Source organism: Streptomyces sp. NPDC050997, assembly GCF_040660135.1.
In the GTDB taxonomy this organism is placed as follows: domain Bacteria; phylum Actinomycetota; class Actinomycetes; order Streptomycetales; family Streptomycetaceae; genus Streptomyces.
In genome coordinates, this window is sequence record NZ_JBFAGK010000001.1 from 286,886 (window position 1) to 302,769 (window position 15,884).

Annotated in this window: 12 protein-coding genes and 2 pseudogenes; 9 read left to right on the forward strand and 5 right to left on the reverse strand. The window is 67.8% G+C overall.

Annotated elements, in window-relative coordinates; genetic code table 11:
- The 4 genes and pseudogenes from AB0H86_RS01295 to AB0H86_RS01310 form a co-directional block, all read right to left on the reverse strand.
- Positions 1-220: pseudogene (locus AB0H86_RS01295) on the reverse strand (endo-polygalacturonase); the annotation flags it as partial.
- A 33-nt stretch (positions 221-253) separates the two neighbouring features.
- Positions 254-1,126: a carbohydrate ABC transporter permease gene (locus tag AB0H86_RS01300; RefSeq protein WP_362431448.1), complete on the reverse strand. Its 873-nt coding sequence runs from the start codon at positions 1,124-1,126 to the stop codon at positions 254-256.
- Complete coding sequence (locus tag AB0H86_RS01305; RefSeq protein ID WP_362431451.1) at positions 1,123-2,121, reverse strand: sugar ABC transporter permease; 999 nt, start codon at positions 2,119-2,121, stop codon at positions 1,123-1,125. The genes AB0H86_RS01300 and AB0H86_RS01305 overlap by 4 nt, the downstream gene beginning before the upstream one ends.
- Positions 2,118-3,467: an extracellular solute-binding protein gene (locus AB0H86_RS01310; RefSeq protein WP_362431453.1), complete on the reverse strand. Its 1,350-nt coding sequence runs from the start codon at positions 3,465-3,467 to the stop codon at positions 2,118-2,120. The genes AB0H86_RS01305 and AB0H86_RS01310 overlap by 4 nt, the downstream gene beginning before the upstream one ends.
- A 508-nt stretch (positions 3,468-3,975) precedes the next feature.
- Between AB0H86_RS01310 and AB0H86_RS01315 the strand changes: the two genes are divergently transcribed.
- The 7 genes from AB0H86_RS01315 (at position 3,976) to AB0H86_RS01345 (ending at position 12,744) form a co-directional block, all read left to right on the forward strand.
- Positions 3,976-4,989 (forward strand): hydroxyacid dehydrogenase, encoded by a 1,014-nt coding sequence (locus AB0H86_RS01315; RefSeq protein WP_362431455.1) that lies wholly within the window; start codon positions 3,976-3,978, stop codon positions 4,987-4,989.
- A 201-nt stretch (positions 4,990-5,190) separates the two neighbouring features.
- The gene (locus AB0H86_RS01320) at positions 5,191-6,279 is read left to right on the forward strand and encodes a LacI family DNA-binding transcriptional regulator (RefSeq protein WP_362431457.1); all 1,089 of its coding nucleotides are present in this window, start codon (positions 5,191-5,193) and stop codon (positions 6,277-6,279) included.
- Positions 6,280-6,663: 384 nt separating this feature from the next.
- Entirely contained in the window at positions 6,664-7,998 is a 1,335-nt protein-coding gene (locus AB0H86_RS01325; protein ID WP_362431459.1) for an extracellular solute-binding protein, read from the forward strand.
- 11 nt (positions 7,999-8,009) lie between these two features.
- Entirely contained in the window at positions 8,010-8,894 is an 885-nt protein-coding gene (locus tag AB0H86_RS01330; RefSeq protein ID WP_362431461.1) for a sugar ABC transporter permease, read from the forward strand.
- A complete protein-coding gene (locus tag AB0H86_RS01335) occupies positions 8,894-9,805 on the forward strand; it encodes a carbohydrate ABC transporter permease (RefSeq protein ID WP_362431464.1) in 912 nt (303 codons plus the stop codon). The genes AB0H86_RS01330 and AB0H86_RS01335 overlap by 1 nt, the downstream gene beginning before the upstream one ends.
- Before the next feature lie 22 nt (positions 9,806-9,827).
- Complete coding sequence (locus tag AB0H86_RS01340) at positions 9,828-11,459, forward strand: family 43 glycosylhydrolase (RefSeq protein WP_362431466.1); 1,632 nt, start codon at positions 9,828-9,830, stop codon at positions 11,457-11,459.
- Between the two features lie 184 nt (positions 11,460-11,643).
- Positions 11,644-12,744: a substrate-binding domain-containing protein gene (locus AB0H86_RS01345; RefSeq protein ID WP_362431468.1), complete on the forward strand. Its 1,101-nt coding sequence runs from the start codon at positions 11,644-11,646 to the stop codon at positions 12,742-12,744.
- Between the two features lie 29 nt (positions 12,745-12,773).
- Here the strand turns inward: AB0H86_RS01345 and AB0H86_RS01350 are convergent, their stop codons facing one another.
- Positions 12,774-13,682 carry an SMP-30/gluconolactonase/LRE family protein gene (locus AB0H86_RS01350; protein WP_362432238.1) on the reverse strand — a complete coding sequence of 303 codons (909 nt, stop codon included), beginning with the start codon at positions 13,680-13,682 and terminating at the stop codon, positions 12,774-12,776.
- A gap of 160 nt (positions 13,683-13,842) precedes the next feature.
- Between AB0H86_RS01350 and AB0H86_RS01355 the strand changes: the two are divergent.
- Positions 13,843-14,047 (forward strand): annotated as a pseudogene (locus tag AB0H86_RS01355) (VOC family protein); the annotation flags it as partial.
- 660 nt (positions 14,048-14,707) lie between these two features.
- Positions 14,708-15,583, forward strand: a complete 876-nt coding sequence (gene ribD / locus AB0H86_RS01360) for a bifunctional diaminohydroxyphosphoribosylaminopyrimidine deaminase/5-amino-6-(5-phosphoribosylamino)uracil reductase RibD (RefSeq protein ID WP_362432240.1) — start codon at positions 14,708-14,710, stop codon at positions 15,581-15,583.
- The last annotated feature ends 301 nt before the right edge of the window (positions 15,584-15,884 follow it).

Consider the following 15,884-nt stretch of genomic DNA (forward strand, 5'->3'; position numbering starts at 1 on the left):
GCCCTCGCGGTGATTGGCGATGGTTTTGTCGGTGACCTCGGCGAGGTTTGGTGTTGGTGGGCATGCCGGCGGGGGGGGGGTACGACACCCGCTTCGGCGCGACGGGGGCGCCCGCGTCGCCGGCCCGGGCCGACGACGCGGTCAGGTCGGTGAGGCCGGCGGCGAGCACGGTGGCGCCCGCCGCCTGGAGGGCGGTACGGCGGGACAGGGGCGTGTTCATACGTGACTCCTTGCGACAGATCTGGAGAAGGGACTACTTGAGTCCGGTCGTGGACATCCCGGCGACGAAACCGCGTTGGGCGATCAGGAAGATCAGCAGGATCGGGACGACGTACATCACGGACCCGGCGGCCGCGAGGTTGTTGACGGGCAGCCCGCCGTCCGTCACGTAGGAGGTCATGATGGCGACCGAGAGCGTCGTACGGTCGCTGGACAGCAGCAGCATGGGGGCGATGAAGTCGCCCCAGGTCCAGGTGAAGGCGATGACGAAGCTCGCGGCCAGCACCGGCCAGGACTGCGGCAGGAAGATCCGCCAGAAGATCCCGGTGTAGCCGCAGCCGTCGACGATCGCGGCCTCCTCCAGCTCCCGTGGCATCCCGGCGAAGAACTGCCGGAACAGGAAGACCAGATACGGGGTCGCCGACAGCCCCCACAGCACCCATGGCCAGTACGTGTCGACCATGCCGACCTTGGCGAAGATGAGGTAGGTCGGGAAGAGGGTGATCATCTGCGGCAGCATCATCGAGCCGAGCAGGATGCCGAACAGCACCTTCTTGCCGGGGGCGTCCAGACGGGCGAAGCCGAAGCCGACCCAGGCGGAGCTGAGGGTGACGAGGGTGGCGTAGATGAGGGCGATGATGAGGGAGTTGCGGGCGTATCCGAGGAAGTCGATGTCGGTGAAGGCGTCGGCGAAGTTGTGCCACTGGATCTTGTCGGGCAGCCAGTGCACCGGGGAGGCGGCGAGTTCGGGCGTGGTCTTCAGACCCGTGATGACCAGCCAGCCGAAGGGACCGATCAGCAGGCCGGTGACCATGACGAGGACGGTGTAGAGGACGAGGCGGGACGCGCGCACCCGCACCCGGACCGCGGGGTCGAGGTTCTTGGGGGTCACGGTGGTGGCGGTCACTTCTTCGCCTCCGGGTCGACGTTGTAGAACACCACACCGGATGTGAGCTTGAAGATCAGACCGGTCGCGATGAGGATCAGGACGAAGAGCACCCACAGCAGCGCGGAGGCGTAGCCGTAGCGGCCGAGCGCGAAGTACTCCGCGAACACGTGCATCATGTACATGTAGTTGGTCTGCGGGATCGCGGTGACGCCGGCGGGGGTGGGGTTGGGCGCGATCAACAGCGGCATGATCGTCTGCACCGAGGCGATCATCCCGGTCACGGCCTGGAACAGCAGCACCGGCGACAGCAGCGGCACGGTGATGCTGCGGAAGGTCCGCCAGGCGCTCGCGCCGTCGATCCGGGCCGCCTCGTGCAGCTCTCGGGGCACGTCCTGAAGCCCGGCCAGGGAAATGATCATGACGTTTCCGGCTCCCCACAGCACGGCCATCAGGATCACGTAGCGGGCGTACGGGTCGTCCAGCCAGGCGACGGCGTCGATGCCGGCGAGGTTGAGGACGCCGTTGGCGGCACCGGAGTCACGGTTGAAGAGCGTCTTGAAGACGAGGCCCGCGCCGACCGGCGGTACCACGGCCGGCAGATAGAGCAGGGTGCGCCACAGTCCGCGGGCCCTGATCGGGCGGTTGACCAGGACCGCGAGGCCGAGGCCCGCGACGATCGACAGCGGCACCGAGGTGAGGGCGAACACACCGGTCCGGCTCAGCGAGTCCCATGTCACCGAATCGGACAGCAGCTCACGGTAGTTGTCGAACCCGACGAAGCTCCAGTGCGGGGAGATCCCGTCGAAGGTGGTGAAGCTCAGCCACAGCGCGTACGCCATCGGCCCGACGGTCAGCAGCAGGAAGCCGATGATCCAGGGCGAGGTGAACAGATAGAACGCCCGGTGTCGGCGGGCCGTCATGGAGGTCCGGGGCAGATCGCCGGAGCGGATGGCACCGGTGCGGGTGGCGGGCCGGGGCCGCCGCACGGCCTCCGGTATCTGACTGACTGTCATCCCACCTGCTCCTTACCGCGCTTCAGCTGTTCGTTGACCGACGAGTTGAGGCGTCCCGCGAGGGTGTCGACGGAGATGTGGCCGTTCATCGCGGCCGGCATGACCTGGTTGAGGAGGGCTTCGAGCGCGTCCCACTTGGTGTAGGGAGTGAACGGGGTCACCGAGAAGTGCTTCAACTCGGCCTCCTGCACCTTGAGGACGCGTTTTTGGTACTCCTCCTTCCGCGGCATCAGCGGGCGCAGCGACTTCAGCGTCGGGATCCCCCAGCCGCCCGCCGCGCGGGCCTTGGCCGGTCCCTCGCCGAAGAACCACTCGAAGACCCGCCAGGCGGCGTCCTTGTTCCGTGCCTTCTTCGGCATCCACATGCCCGTGCCCGCCTGGCAGGAGCTGAGCCGCGGGCAGCCCTCGAAGACGGGGGCGGGGGCGAGGCGGGACACCTCCGCGATCTTCGGCTCGGCGTTGATCATGCCGCCCAGCCAGTAGCCGCTGCCCGACATGGCCATCCGGTTCGCGACATAGGTGGGCCCGTCCCAGGCGTCGGGGTTGGGCTGGATGAGACTCGGCCCGACTCTGGCCCTGGCGTAGTCGACGTACCAGGTCAGGGCTCTGCGGGCCTCGGGGGTGGTGAAGTCGACCCGGGTGAAGTCCTCGGAGAAGATGTTTCCTCCGGCGGCGGCGACCAGGTTCGTCAGGAGGATGACGATGTTCACGCCGTTGTAGCTGCCGCCGTAGACGGTGGTCTGGCCGTTCTTCCGCTCGACCAGTCGCTCGGCCTTCTCCAGCCACTCCTCGTACGTGATCGGCTCGGTCTCGGCGGGGTAGTCCACGCCCGCCCGGTCGAACTGCGCTGTGTTGTACCAGTACATGGCGTCCTGGGAGAAGTCCTTCGCCATGCCGTAGCGGGGGCCCTTGCCCTGGGCCGCGCCGTCGTAGCGCCACAGGTCGTTGACCGGGTCGAGGTCCTCGACCCGGAGAACGGTGGACTTGGCGAAGTACGGGTCCAGGTCCTCGGCGACACCCCGGGCCGCGTAGAACGGCGCGTCCAGGGCACCGACACCGCGCACCAGGTCCGGCGGGTTGCCGCTGGTGAGCATCGCGATCAGCCGGGTGATGTCGTCCTGCACCACGGTGATCCTGACGCCGAGCTCCTTCTGGGCCTGCTGGATCAGCTCCGGGGCGAGGTCGTCGAGCTTGGCCATCACCGTGATGCTCTCCCCGTCTCCGGTCGCCGCACCGGCCACCTGCAGGGCGCAGCCGCTCAGCGCCGACGCGCCGGCCGCGGCGCCTCCCGCCGACAGGGCGAGGAAACGGCGGCGGCCCATCGGAGCACCGACACGAGGGTGCATGAACGCACCACCTCCCACTTCACCTTGTTCGATATTTCGATCCGAGGTCGAGCAAGCGACCTGGTGCTCACTCTGGACAACCGGTTGCCGAGCAGTGGGGCAGAGCTTCTTCCTGTCCGGAAACCGCGTCAAGAGCCTTGACGAACTTTCGAAAAGCTTGTGTAACCTCGACGTCATGGACCGACCGGTCGAGCGGAACCGGTGACACGCGCTCTGATCTGCGCAGCAAACGAGGAACGAGACAGGGTTCCGGCGACTGACCACGGAAACCGGTTGTCGAGACGATTCCCTACGACCTCGAGGGCCACCCCGGCGCTCCCCGGCGCTCCCATGGGTGCCCCCGGAGTCTCGGCAAGCGATTTCCTTACTTCGGACACTCACGAGCACCGGCCGAACCGGACCTCGCCCGACCCCCCTGCCCATCCTGCCGATTGACCGCCCGTCTCCGCCAGACCTACGGTAGAAGACGCTTTCTGAAAATGTTTCCACCCAGTGCGTCAGGAGAGACATGCCCAGCCCTCAGCCACCCAGGGCCGTGTTCGCCATGGATCCGGTGCACCTCCCCCTGCTCTTCCCCCCGCCACTCATGACCCGGCTGACCGGGGCGGCCGAACTCGACCCCGCGCTCGTCGTAAGGGACTTCACCGATCCCGCCGCCGCGGACGCCCTGGCCCGGGCGGAGGTGCTGATCACCGGCTGGGGCTGCCCCCGCCTCGACACCGGCGTCCTCGCCACCGCGCCCCGGCTGCGTACCGTCCTGCACGCCGCCGGCTCGGTCCGCTCCCTGGTCGGCGAGGCCCTGTGGGAACGCGGCATCACCGTCTCCAGCGCGGTCACCGGCAACGCCCTGCCGGTCGCGGAGTACACCCTCGCGATGATTCTGCTCGCCGGGAAGGACACCTTCACCCACCGCGAGCGCTTCCGCGCCGACCACACCTACCTGACGCCCGCCGAGACGGCGTCCACGGGCAACGTCGGCCGTCGGATCGGCGTCATCGGCGCCTCCCGGGTGGGCCGCCGACTCCTGGAGCTGCTGCGGCCGTTCGACTTCTCGGTCCTGCTGCACGACCCCTACGTCAGTCCCGCCGAGGCCGCCGCCCTGGGCGCCGAACTCCTGCCGCTGGAGGACCTGCTCGGACAGAGCGACATCGTGAGCCTGCACGCCCCGGACATCCCCGAGACCTACCGCATGCTCGACGCCGGGCGGCTGGCCCTCATCCGGGACGGCGGCGTCCTCGTGAACACCTCCCGGGGCGCCCTGATCGACCCCGACGCCCTCACCGGCGAACTGGTCTCCGGCCGGCTGCACGCGATCCTCGACGTCACCGAACCCGAGCCGCTGCCCGCGGATTCCCCGCTGTACCGGCTGCCCAACGTCTTCCTCACCCCGCACATCGCCGGCTCGCTCGGCAACGAACTGGAGCGCCTCGGCCGCATCGTCGTCGAGGAACTGGAACGCCTGGTCGCGGGCCTGCCACCGGCCCACGAGGTACGCCACGCGGACCTGGCGAGGGTCGCGTGAGAGCGCCCCGGACCGGCCCGGGCACCCGGGGGAAACAACCGGAAACAATGGGATACGGTTTCAGTACCGGCGTGGAACAGCAGACGCCCCACGGACTCCGGCAGGGTCCATGAGGTGCGCGCCGTCCTCCCGGTCCTCCCGGTCCTCCCGGTCCTCCCGGTCCTCGGGCGAGTCGGCCGCAACGGTGAAGGAGCCGCAACGGTGAGTCAGCGCAAGGCGACGGGCGACGCCGGACGGGCCACCATCCGCGATGTGGCGGAACAGGCGGGCGTCTCGGTCGCGAGCGTGTCGCGCGTCCTGTCGGGCAACTACCCCGTCTCGGAGGACCTGCGCCGCCGGGTGATGAAGGTGGTCGGTGACCTGGACTACGTCACCAACGCGCACGCCCGCTCCCTCGCCGGCGGGGGTACGCCGACGGTCGCCATCCTCATCAACAACATCACCGGCGCCGCCTTCGCCCATGTCGCCAAGGGAGTCGAGAGCGCCGCCACCCTGCGCGGCTGGCTCTCCCTGGTCGGCACCACCGGCGACGACCCCGAACGGGAACTCGCGCTGGTGAACCTGATGCGCCAGCAGGGCGTGGCCGCGGTGGTCCTGCTCGGCGGCGCCTACGACTACGACGAGTACCAGCTGCGCATGGCCCGCTTCGCCCGCTCCCTGGACGCGGCCGGCTCACACCTGGTACTGGTCGGCCGGCCTCCCCTGGAGGGCGACGTGCCGGCGACGACGGTCGACTACGACAACGAGGGCGGCGCCTACGCGATGGCCAGCCACCTCCTGTCGGCCGGCCACCGCAAGGTCCTTGTCCTGCCCGGCCACGCCGAACTCACCACCGCCCAGGGCCGGTTGAAGGGCGCCAGGCGCGCCTTCGAGGCGTACGGCGTGCCCTTCGAGCCGGGCATGGTGCGGCACGGCCCCTACGACGACGAGCACGGATACGAGGCGGTCGAGGAGAGCCTGCGCGAGGGCCTGGACTTCACGGCGGTGCTGGCCGGCACCGACGTGGTCGCCGCGGGCGCGGCACAGGCGCTGCGCGCGGCCGGCCTCCGGGTGCCCGAGGACGTCTCGATCGTCGGCTACGACGACATCCCGCTGGCCTCCCAGCTGACCCCCCAACTCACCACCGTGCACGTGCCGTACGAGGAGATGGGCCGGGTCGCCCTGCGTGCGGTGGCCGACCGGCGCGAGGGCGGCGGGGGTCGCCGCAAGGGCATCGACGGGGACCATCTGGTGCTGGGCACCCATGTCGTCGTACGGAACTCCGTGCGGCCGCCCGCGCCGCGTGGGTGACCTGTCGGTCCCGATGCAGATCGTTTCGTAAACGTTTTCCGCGAAGTTTTTGACGACGACTGAGACACCTCCGGCACCGCCGCGCACACTGACGCCTTTTCCTGAGAATTCGCCGCTGACCTGGGCAGATCTCTCCGGGCACGACAACCGGCGACGTGCGGCCGCCCCTTACTCGGCGGACAAACCGGCGTAACAAATTGCCGCGCACCTCTTGCTATGGACAGGACCGTCGGCCTACCGTCCCAGCAACCGCTTACTACAGCTTCCGCTTGGCCGAACTCCCACAACCGCGAGCCGATGGATTTCCGGCCGCCGTTCCCGGCCGACACCGAGCCGTCACCCCCTCCCCTGCCTGAGCCCTACTTTCCGAAGGAACACGGTCAGATGAACTTCACCAGCCGCCGGAGAAGGTTCGCCCGCACCGCCGTAGCGGGACTCGCGCTGACAGGTCTGCTCTCCGCGTGCGGCGGAGGATCGGACTCGGGGGGCTCCGACGACTCGGGCCCGGTCACCCTCCCCTTCTGGGGCTGGGCCAACGGACAGGAGGCCGTCGTCAAGGCGTTCAACGCCTCCCACAAGGACGTCCGGCTGAAGTACACGAAGGTCACCGACCAACTGACCATGCAGAAGCAGCTGACCAACGCGGTGAAGGCCGGCAACGCGCCCTGCCTGGTGCAGAACACGGCCGAGTACGTCACGAGCTGGGTCTCGCAGGACGCGCTCGCCGACATCGGCCAGTACGTCGACTCCAGCGAGGACAAGTTCAACGCCGGTTCCTGGGCGAGCGCGCAGGTGCAGGGCAAGACGTACGGCGTGCCGACCAGCTCCGCGCCGAACTTCACGATCTACCGCACCGACCTCTTCCGGAAGTACGGCATCGAGGCCCCGAAGACCTGGGACGAGTTCGTCGCCGCGGGCAAGGAGCTGAAGAAGCACGGAGTGAAGCTCACCAACTTCGCCGGTGAGGACCCGAGCACCCTGGAGGTGCTCGCGATGCAGGCCGGGGCGCACTGGTACGCGATCGACGGCAACTCCTGGAAGGTGAACTTCCAGGACGAGGGCACGCTCAAGGCCGCCAAGGTGATCCAGGAGATCATCGACAACGACCTCAATTCCAAGCTGTCCTTCGCGGACTACGCGGCCGTGCAGCGCAACTACGACAACGGCGGCACCGCGACCCGGCAGATATCGACCTGGCAGATGGCCGGCATGGTGCAGAACTTCACCAAGTCCTTCGGCGACTGGGCCCTCGCCCCCTGGCCGGCGTTCACCGGCGAGACGGCCAAGACCCCGGCCGGCACCAACCTCACCGGCAGCGTGACCCTGGTGACCAAGGGCTGCGCCCACCAGAAGCAGGCCGCCGAGGCGGCGCTGTGGATGTCCACCGACACCGGCGCGGTCAAGACGATGGCGAGCCCGGAGACCGGCAACGGCGTGATGCCGGCGCTGAAGGACAGCGACACCTACGTCGGTGACGCGATCTCCGAGAAGCTGCTCGGCAAGAACTACGAGCCGGCCAAGAACGTCGTCACCGACAGCCTGGGCACGGTGACCACCGACTGGGTCTACGGCCCGAACTGGACCGCGATGTTCACCGAGATGCAGAGCGGCTGGGCGAAGGTCGTCAACAAGGAGGAGAAGGTCACCGACCTCCTGGCGCACATGCAGGAGTGGACGGTCAAGGACCTGAAGTCCCGCGGCATCAGCGTCAAGGGCTGAGGCAGTACACGATGATTCGCTCCCTGCGCTGGAAGGGCGCCGCCTTCACGGTGCCCTTCCAGCTCGGCTTCGTCTTCCTGTACCTGCTTCCGATCGGCTACGCCGTCTATCAGTCGCTGTTCAGGGTGCAGCAGTCCGGACTCGGTCTCGGCGGCTCCACGGAGGAGTTCTCCGGCCTCGACAACTACCAACAGGGCCTCACCGACTCGGCGTTCATGGGGTCGGTGCTGCGGGTGGTGCTCTTCGCCGTCGTGCAGATCCCGGTGATGCTGTCGGTCAGCCTGGTCCTGGCGCTGTTCCTCGACGCCGTCAACGCACGGCTGGCGAGCCGGTTCCGGATCCTGCTGCTGGTGCCGTACATGATCCCCGGGGTGGTCGCCGCCCTTGTGTGGATCAACCTCTACAGCCCCGACGTCGGTCCGCTGTCGCCGCTGGGCGAGGTGTTCGGGTTCGACTGGAACTTCTTCGCCCCCTCGATGGTGTGGCCGTCCATCGGCAACCTGCTGACCTGGCACGGCATCGGCTACAACATGGTGATCCTCTACTCGGCGCTCCAGGGCGTGCCCCGTGAGCTGTTCGAGGCCGCGCGTCTGGACGGTGCCTCCGAGCGGCGGATCGCGCTGAGCATCAAGATCCCGTACGTGCGCGGCGCGTTGGTGCTGACCGGGATGCTGTCGGTCATCCAGATGCTGCAGATCTTCAACGAGCCCGCGCTGTTCCGGAACGTCACCCCGCAGACCGTCAGCGACAGCTTCACCCCGATCATGATCATCTACAACCAGGCGTTCACCGCCGGCAACTACCACTACGCCGCCGCCCTGTCGGTGCTGCTCGCCCTGATCCTCGGCGTCGCCTCCTTCCTGTTCTACCGGCTGACCTCGAAGGAGGTGGACTGATGCTGATGACCGACAACGGCACCAGGCAGCAACCGCGTTCGGTCCGGCGGCTGACCGGCCCGGACCCCGCCGCGCGCGGCCGCGGCGGCCAGCGTTTCCTCCTGGTCGGGCTGGTCCTGGCCAGCGTCTACAGCCTGTTCCCGGTGTGGTGGCTGGTCGTCGCCTCCACCAAGGACCGCACGGGGCTGTACCAGTCGAACGGACTGTGGTTCTCCGGCTGGCACCTCTGGGACAACCTGCATCAGCTGTTCACCTACGAGAACGGTATCTTCCTGCGCTGGACGGCCAACTCGTTCCTGTACGCGGGAGTCGGCTCCCTCGGCGGCACCCTGCTCGCCCTCGCCACGGGCTACGGCCTCGCCCGCTTCGACTTCCCCGGCCGCAACCTGGTGTTCGCGTGCGTGGTGGGCTCGTTCCTGATCCCGATCGCCCTGCTCACCCTCCCGCTGTACCTGCTGTTCTCGGAGATCGGCCTGGTCGACACCCCCTGGGCGATGCTGATCCCCTGCCTGATCAACCCGTTCAGCGTGTACCTCGCCAAGGTGTACACGGAGGCCACCATCCCCTTCGAGCTCCTTGAGGCGGCCCGTATCGACGGCGCCGGGGAACTGCGGATCTTCTTCAGCATCGTGCTGCGGATGATGACGACCGGTGGCGCGACGGTGTTCCTGCTCGCGTTCGTGAACACCTGGAACGCCTTCTTCCTGCCGTTGACCGTGCTGCGCGGCGAGGAGAACTGGACCCTGAACCTGGGCCTGTACAACTGGTCCGGCAAACGCCTGGAATCCGGTGTCGACCTGACGAGTCTCGTCCTGACGGGCGCGCTGCTGTCCATCGTGCCGATGGCGATCATGATGGTCGCGATGCGCCGCTACTGGCGCAGCGGCGTGACGCTGGGGGCTCTCAAGTGACCGCGATCCAGGGGGCCTTGAGGTGACCCGTCTGACCAACCCGGTCATCCGGGGCTTCGCCCCGGACCCGTCCCTGGTGCGGGTCGGCGACTGGTACTACGTGGCGACGAGTTCCTTCGAGTGGTTCCCCACGATCCCGATCCACCGCTCCCGGGACCTGGCGCACTGGGAGTACGCGGGGCAGGTGCGAGGAGCGGCCCCCGGCGACTCGCTGGCCGGGGTCCCCGACTCGGGCGGCATCTGGGCGCCCTCACTGAGTTGGGACGGGGAGCGCTTCTGGGTGACGTACACGATCGTCCGCTCGGTCGGCACGCCGTACTTCGACACGGACACGTATGTCAGTACGGCCACGGACATGGACGGCACGTGGACGGCACCGCGCCGTGTGGCGAGCCACGGCTTCGACCCCGCGCTCTTCCACGAGGGGGGCAGGGTGTGGCTGCTGAACCTCCAGAACGACCACCGCCCGGGCGGCAGGCGCTTCGCCGGGATCGTCCTGACCGAGCTGGACCGGGACACGCTGAACCCGGTCGGCGCCACACACCTGCTGCTCCAGCACGAACGGCTCATCGAGGGGCCGAAGTTGGTCCGTCGCGAGGGCTGGTACTACCTGGTCCTGGCGGAGGGCGGCACCGGGTTCGAGCACGGCGTACGGGTGGCACGCGCTCGTGAGCTCACCGGCCCGTACGAGCTCGACGACCGGCCTCTGCTGACGTCCCGGGACGACCCGTCGCTGCCGCTGCAGAAGGCGGGCCACGGTGAGCTGGTGCGAACGCCCGGCGGTGACTGGGTGTTGAGCCATCTGACGGCCCGTCCGGTCAGCACCCCCGACGGTCCGCGCTGCCCGCTGGGCCGCGAGACGGCGGTCCAGGCGGTGACCTGGGACGCGGAGGGCTGGCCCCGGATGCGGCACGGGGGTTGGCATCCGGAGGTCGACGTCGAGATCGACGTACGCGAGACAGGCGACGTACGCGAGGCACTCGACACACCGACCGATCCGGTTGACCCGACACCTCAACTTCCGCACCACATCGGCCCGTTGGGCTGGCCGTGGAGCTCTCCGCGCGCCGCGCCCGATCCCTCCTGGGCGGACACCACTACACGGCCCGGCTGGATCCGGCTGCGTGGTCGGCACGGACCCGAGTCGCGCTGGGCGCACAGCCTGCTCGCCCAGCGCGTCACCGAGCACCGGGTCGAGGCGGAGGTCACCGTCGAAGCACGTCCACGCGCTTTCACGCAGGCCGCCGGGCTGATGCTCCGGTACAACGCCGAGGCGTATCTCGCCCTCGACCTGACCTGGGCGGAGCCCGAGGGCGAGGGGCAGCGGGGGCAGCAGTGGCGCGGGGAGGGCCGTACGGTCCTCAGTCTGGTGGAGCGGGAGGAGTTCGGGACCCGGCAGGTGGCCGTGGTCGATGTCGACCCGGCAGGGCCGCTGACCCTCGGGGTGACGGTCGACGGCGGTCAGGCGCGGTTCTGGTACGTCCGCGGCGGGGCACGGACACGGGTGGGGCCGCCGCTGGACTTCACCAGACTCTCCGACGACTACGGGTCCAAGCTGCGCTTCACCGGGTCGATGGCCGGCATCCATGCTGTGGACCTCGTCGACGCGGCGTTCTCGGCCGACTTCACCGGGTTCCGGCTCACCTGCCGGTAGTCGTTGGCCGCGCCCATGCCGACCGCCGGCACGTTCGACGTTTCGAAAGTTCAGGACCGTGAAGTCCGGCGAAGCTCGGCCTCTTCCCGACTTCGCGCGGTGAACCTAGGGTAGGAAGCGCTTACTGTTTCCGCTCTGGTCGAAACTTTCATGGCCCTCGGGCGGGCCGGAGAGGTGGTTCCCGATGGTCCGTACGGGGAGTGCGAGCGTGGCGGCCGGGCCGACCCTGGCGGTCGTGGCCCGCGAGGCCGGGGTGTCCGTGCCGACCGCCTCCAAGGTGGTCAACGGCCGCGAGGACGTGGCTCCCGAGACCCGTCGCCGGGTCACGGAGGCCCTGGACCGGCTCGGCTACGTCCGCAGACCCAGGTTCGACGCGGCGAAGTCGTCGGGACTGGTCGACCTGGTCGTGCACTCGCTGGACAGCTCCTGGTCGGGGGCGGTGCTGCACGGGGTGGAGGCGGCGGCCCACGACGCGGGCCTCGAGGTGGTCGTGTCGGCGGGCCTGACCCGGACCCGCACCAGCCGCCCCGAGCGCGGCTGGCTCGACAAGCTCATCGCCCGCGGCTCCTCGGGCGTGCTGTTCAACCTGGCCGAGCTCACCGAGTCGCAGTACGCGTGGCTCGACCAGCACGGCATTCCGTACGTACTGATCGACCCGGTGCTGGAGCCCCCGGCGGGCGTGGCGTCGGTCGGGGCCGCGAACTGGCAGGGCGGGGTGACGGCGACCGAGCATCTGCTGGCCCTGGGACATGAGCGGATCGCGGTGATCGCGGGTCATCAGCGCAAGATGTGCAGCAGCGCCCGGGTCGCGGGCTACCGCTCGGCGCTCGCGTCCGCCGGGATCCGGCACCGCCCCGAGTACGTTCGCCTCGCCGGCTTCGACGAGAGCGTCGCCCGCCGACGCATGCTGGAACTCCTCGACCTGCCCGAGCCGCCCACGGCCGTCTTCGTCTGCTCGGACCGTATGGCGCTCGGCGTCTACGCGGCCCTGTCCGAGCGGGGGTTGCGGGTTCCGCAGGACATCAGCGTCGTCGGCTTCGACGACCTCCCCGAGGCCCGCTGGCTCGCCCCTGCCCTCACGACGGTCCGGCAACCGCTGTCGGAGATGGCCGCGACAGCGCTACGACTGCTGGTGCGGATGATGGACGGTGACCGACCGGAGAGCACCCGTACGGAGCTGTCGACGCGGTTGGTGGAGCGGGCGAGTACGGCGGGGGTCGGTAGGGCGGGGGCTGGTAGGGCGGAGGCTGGTACGGCGAGAGTTGGCGTGGCGTCACCGGCCTGAGCCGACCTCCGGCACCTCTCGTAGCGCGCCTAGAGACGCGGCGCCCCCGTCACCGACATCACCAGCGAGTACAGGGACGTGGTGGCCGTGATGAACAGGCGGTTGTTCTTCGGGCCGCCGAAGGTGATGTTGGAGACGGTCTCGGGCACGCGCAGCCGGCCGATGAGGGTTCCGTCTGGGGCGTAGCAGTGGACGCCGTCGTCCAGGGCGGCGGCCCACAGCCGGCCCTCGTCGTCGAAGCGGATGTTGTCGAAGCGGACGTCGCCCCGCGCCTCGGCGAAGACCTTCCGGTCGGCGAGCGTGTCGTCCTCGCGGATGTCGAACACGTCGATCCGCGCGGCCCGCGAGTCGGAGACGTACAGCCGTTTCTCGTCGGGAGACAGGATGACGCCGTTGGGTCCCTCGAAGCCGTCGGCGGCGAGGTGTACGCCGCCCGTCGCGGGGTCGATCCGGTACACGTTGCACGCGCCGATCTCGGACTCGGCGCGATGGCCCTCGTAGTCGCTGATGATGCCGAAGTCCGGGTCGGAGAACCAGATCGTGCCGTCGGAGCGTACGACGGAGTCGTTCGGGCTGTTGAGCCGCTTGCCTGCGTACTGCTCGGCGAGGACGGTCACGGTCCCGTCGGGCTCGGTGCGGGTCACGCGGCGGTTGCCCTGCTCGCAACTGACCAGGCGGCCCTGCCGGTCGAGGGTGTTGCCGTTGCTGTTGCCCGCCGGGGTGCGGAAGACGCCGACGGTGCCGGTGGCCTCGTCCCAGCGCAGGATGCGGTCGTTCGGGATGTCGCTCCAGATCAGCTGGCGCCAGGCGGGGAGGTACAGCGGACCCTCGGCCCAGCGGCATCCGTCGTACAGCACCTCCAGCCTGCTGTCGCCGTTCGCCCAGCGTCCGGCACTGAAGTGGTCGTCCAGGATCTCGTACGGGCCGTTGGCGGGCATGGCGTCCTCTCGGAAGGGTGCACCCATGGTGACCAGGATGTGGCACGAAGGCGAGGACCGCGCGGTAGGCCGAGGCCGCTGGACGCCGGTCAGCCCCTTCGCGGCCCATCCCATGCCATCACCGCCTCCTCCCCTGCCATCACCGGCCACACTGGCCCGTATGCCTGTCTCTCTGCGCCACATCGCCATCGACGCCCACGACCTGCCCGCGCTTGCCCGGGTTCTGGGCGGAGATACTGGGCTGGCGGATCCTGTCCCAGCGGGAGCGGGAGGTGGTGATCGGGCCGGACGAGACCGCCCCGGTGGGCATCTGCGTCATGCCGGTGACGGACCGCAAGGTCGTCAAGAACCGCCTGCACCTCGATAGTCCTGATCTGTCTCCAGACACTCAGGGCATGTGACGGCTCGCTGCCACTCGGTCACCCTGCCGGTGGCGCCGCATACCGGCTTTCCCTCGCTGAGCCTGTGAACGGTCAGCACGTCATCCCCGACCGTGCCCGTGAGTTCGCCAGTGGGCGCCAAGAGGTCTCGGTCGTCGGTCATGGTCACTAGCTGGTCTCCCTGGTTGCGTTGCGGGGGTCGTTCGGGTGGCCGGAGAAGGTGTGGGTGTGCATGTCGATCACGACTTGGCGAGCCATCACGGCACTGTTGTTCGTCGCTATCGCGTCAGTCAGGCTTGCGCGTAGCCGGGCGCAAACCGGGCACCTGTCGGGGTCTGGCCGTGCCGCTTTTTGAAACTGCACTCGTCGATCTTCCAGACGCCTACCAGCGTGACAGAGGTCTCGCACAAGCACGCCTGGCACTTGCATACGCGGGAATACGAGAGTACGACTCAGCGGCAGCGCAAGCCACCTCCGCACTGAGCATCGCGCGCAGTTCCGGATCGTTGCGCACGATGCACGAGACAGTCTCCGCAGTTAACGCACTCGGGGAAGTTCATACGTCACAGGCAGTGTCTCAACTGTTTGACACCATTAAGGAAGAGGGGAATTTCTGAAGTGGCGAATGCGTACGAGATAGCGGCTATGCGTCGCGCAATCGCAATTTCGGCTCAGGGGTTGGGGTCAACCAGCCCGAACCCGCCCGTTGGCTGTGTCGTTCTCGACAGCGAGGGGCGAACAGTCGGCGAGGGCTATCACGTACGCAAGGGTGAATCGCATGCGGAGGTCAATGCACTTACCGCCGCCGGAAAACTTGCAGAGGGCGGAACAGCCGTCGTCACGCTGGAGCCGTGCAACCACTACGGACGCACACCACCATGCCGCGAAGCATTGATCGATGCGAACGTAGCGAGAGTACTCATTGCCGTAATGGACCCAACGTCTCGCGGCGAAGGCGGGGCAGCGCTCCTACGGAGAGCCGGAGTGGAAGTCGAACAGGAATTCCTGAAAGATGAGGCACTTCTAGTTCTAGGCACTTGGCAAGCCTCCCTGAATGATGGCCGCCCATTCATTACATGGATCTACGAAGCGGGCACAGATGGGAAACCAACCCTTAATTTCACGCAGGATGTCGCCTTTAAAGAAATGAATTCACTCCGGGGATCTTACGATCTCGTGATTAGCCAAGAAGGTGGTATCCAAGAAGGGGTACCAGGGGGTCACGGAAACGACGTGTTTCATCTTCCGTGTAGAGCGCTGAGCGACAATGCCGATGAAATGGTGAAAGTACTTGGCGACACAGGAGCGCGATCTATTTTGCTATCCGGTACAGTCGACCAATTTTCTCGAATTGCTTCAGCGGGAATGGTTGATCAGGTAAACTCATACCTGCCGCGAACGTCACCCTCATGGTCGCCAGGGAAGGATGTTGGCAGAGTCACCGCAATTCCAGATGGATTTCGACTGACCGAGGTTACCCGGACGGCATCACATGTCCGACTGACAGGACGCAGAACCTAGTTAAGGTGAAAGCAAAAAAATCCCCACTCCCCCGAATCAAGGAGTAGGGATTTCCCGCGTACTACCATTTGGCTAACCTTCGCCGCGCCAATGGCGGTAACTGCGGCGTGAGTTTTCTGCCCCCCTGCCGTTCATTTGCGGGAGGGCGAGGGGGTCCCCGCCTGGTCGGCTACGAACGGCGAGGCTTCACGCGCTCGGCAGCCTGACCGCCCGACTGGTGCTTCGCAGTCTCCTTCGTCGCCTTTCAGGGTGGCGGAAGAGGTTAACGGTTCATATCCGGTGACGCCCTCCTCCGTTTTCG

Coding starts and splice junctions, on each gene's coding strand:
- AB0H86_RS01305 (WP_362431451.1), bottom strand. CDS start 2,121: ATGACAGTCAGTCAGATACCGGAGGCCGTGCGGCGGCCCCGGCCCGCC.
- AB0H86_RS01310 (WP_362431453.1), bottom strand. CDS start 3,467: ATGCACCCTCGTGTCGGTGCTCCGATGGGCCGCCGCCGTTTCCTCGCC.
- AB0H86_RS01315 (WP_362431455.1), top strand. CDS start 3,976: ATGCCCAGCCCTCAGCCACCCAGGGCCGTGTTCGCCATGGATCCGGTG.
- AB0H86_RS01325 (WP_362431459.1), top strand. CDS start 6,664: ATGAACTTCACCAGCCGCCGGAGAAGGTTCGCCCGCACCGCCGTAGCG.
- AB0H86_RS01330 (WP_362431461.1), top strand. CDS start 8,010: ATGATTCGCTCCCTGCGCTGGAAGGGCGCCGCCTTCACGGTGCCCTTC.
- AB0H86_RS01335 (WP_362431464.1), top strand. CDS start 8,894: ATGCTGATGACCGACAACGGCACCAGGCAGCAACCGCGTTCGGTCCGG.
- AB0H86_RS01345 (WP_362431468.1), top strand. CDS start 11,644: ATGGTCCGTACGGGGAGTGCGAGCGTGGCGGCCGGGCCGACCCTGGCG.
- AB0H86_RS01350 (WP_362432238.1), bottom strand. CDS start 13,682: ATGCCCGCCAACGGCCCGTACGAGATCCTGGACGACCACTTCAGTGCC.
- ribD (WP_362432240.1), top strand. CDS start 14,708: ATGCGTCGCGCAATCGCAATTTCGGCTCAGGGGTTGGGGTCAACCAGC.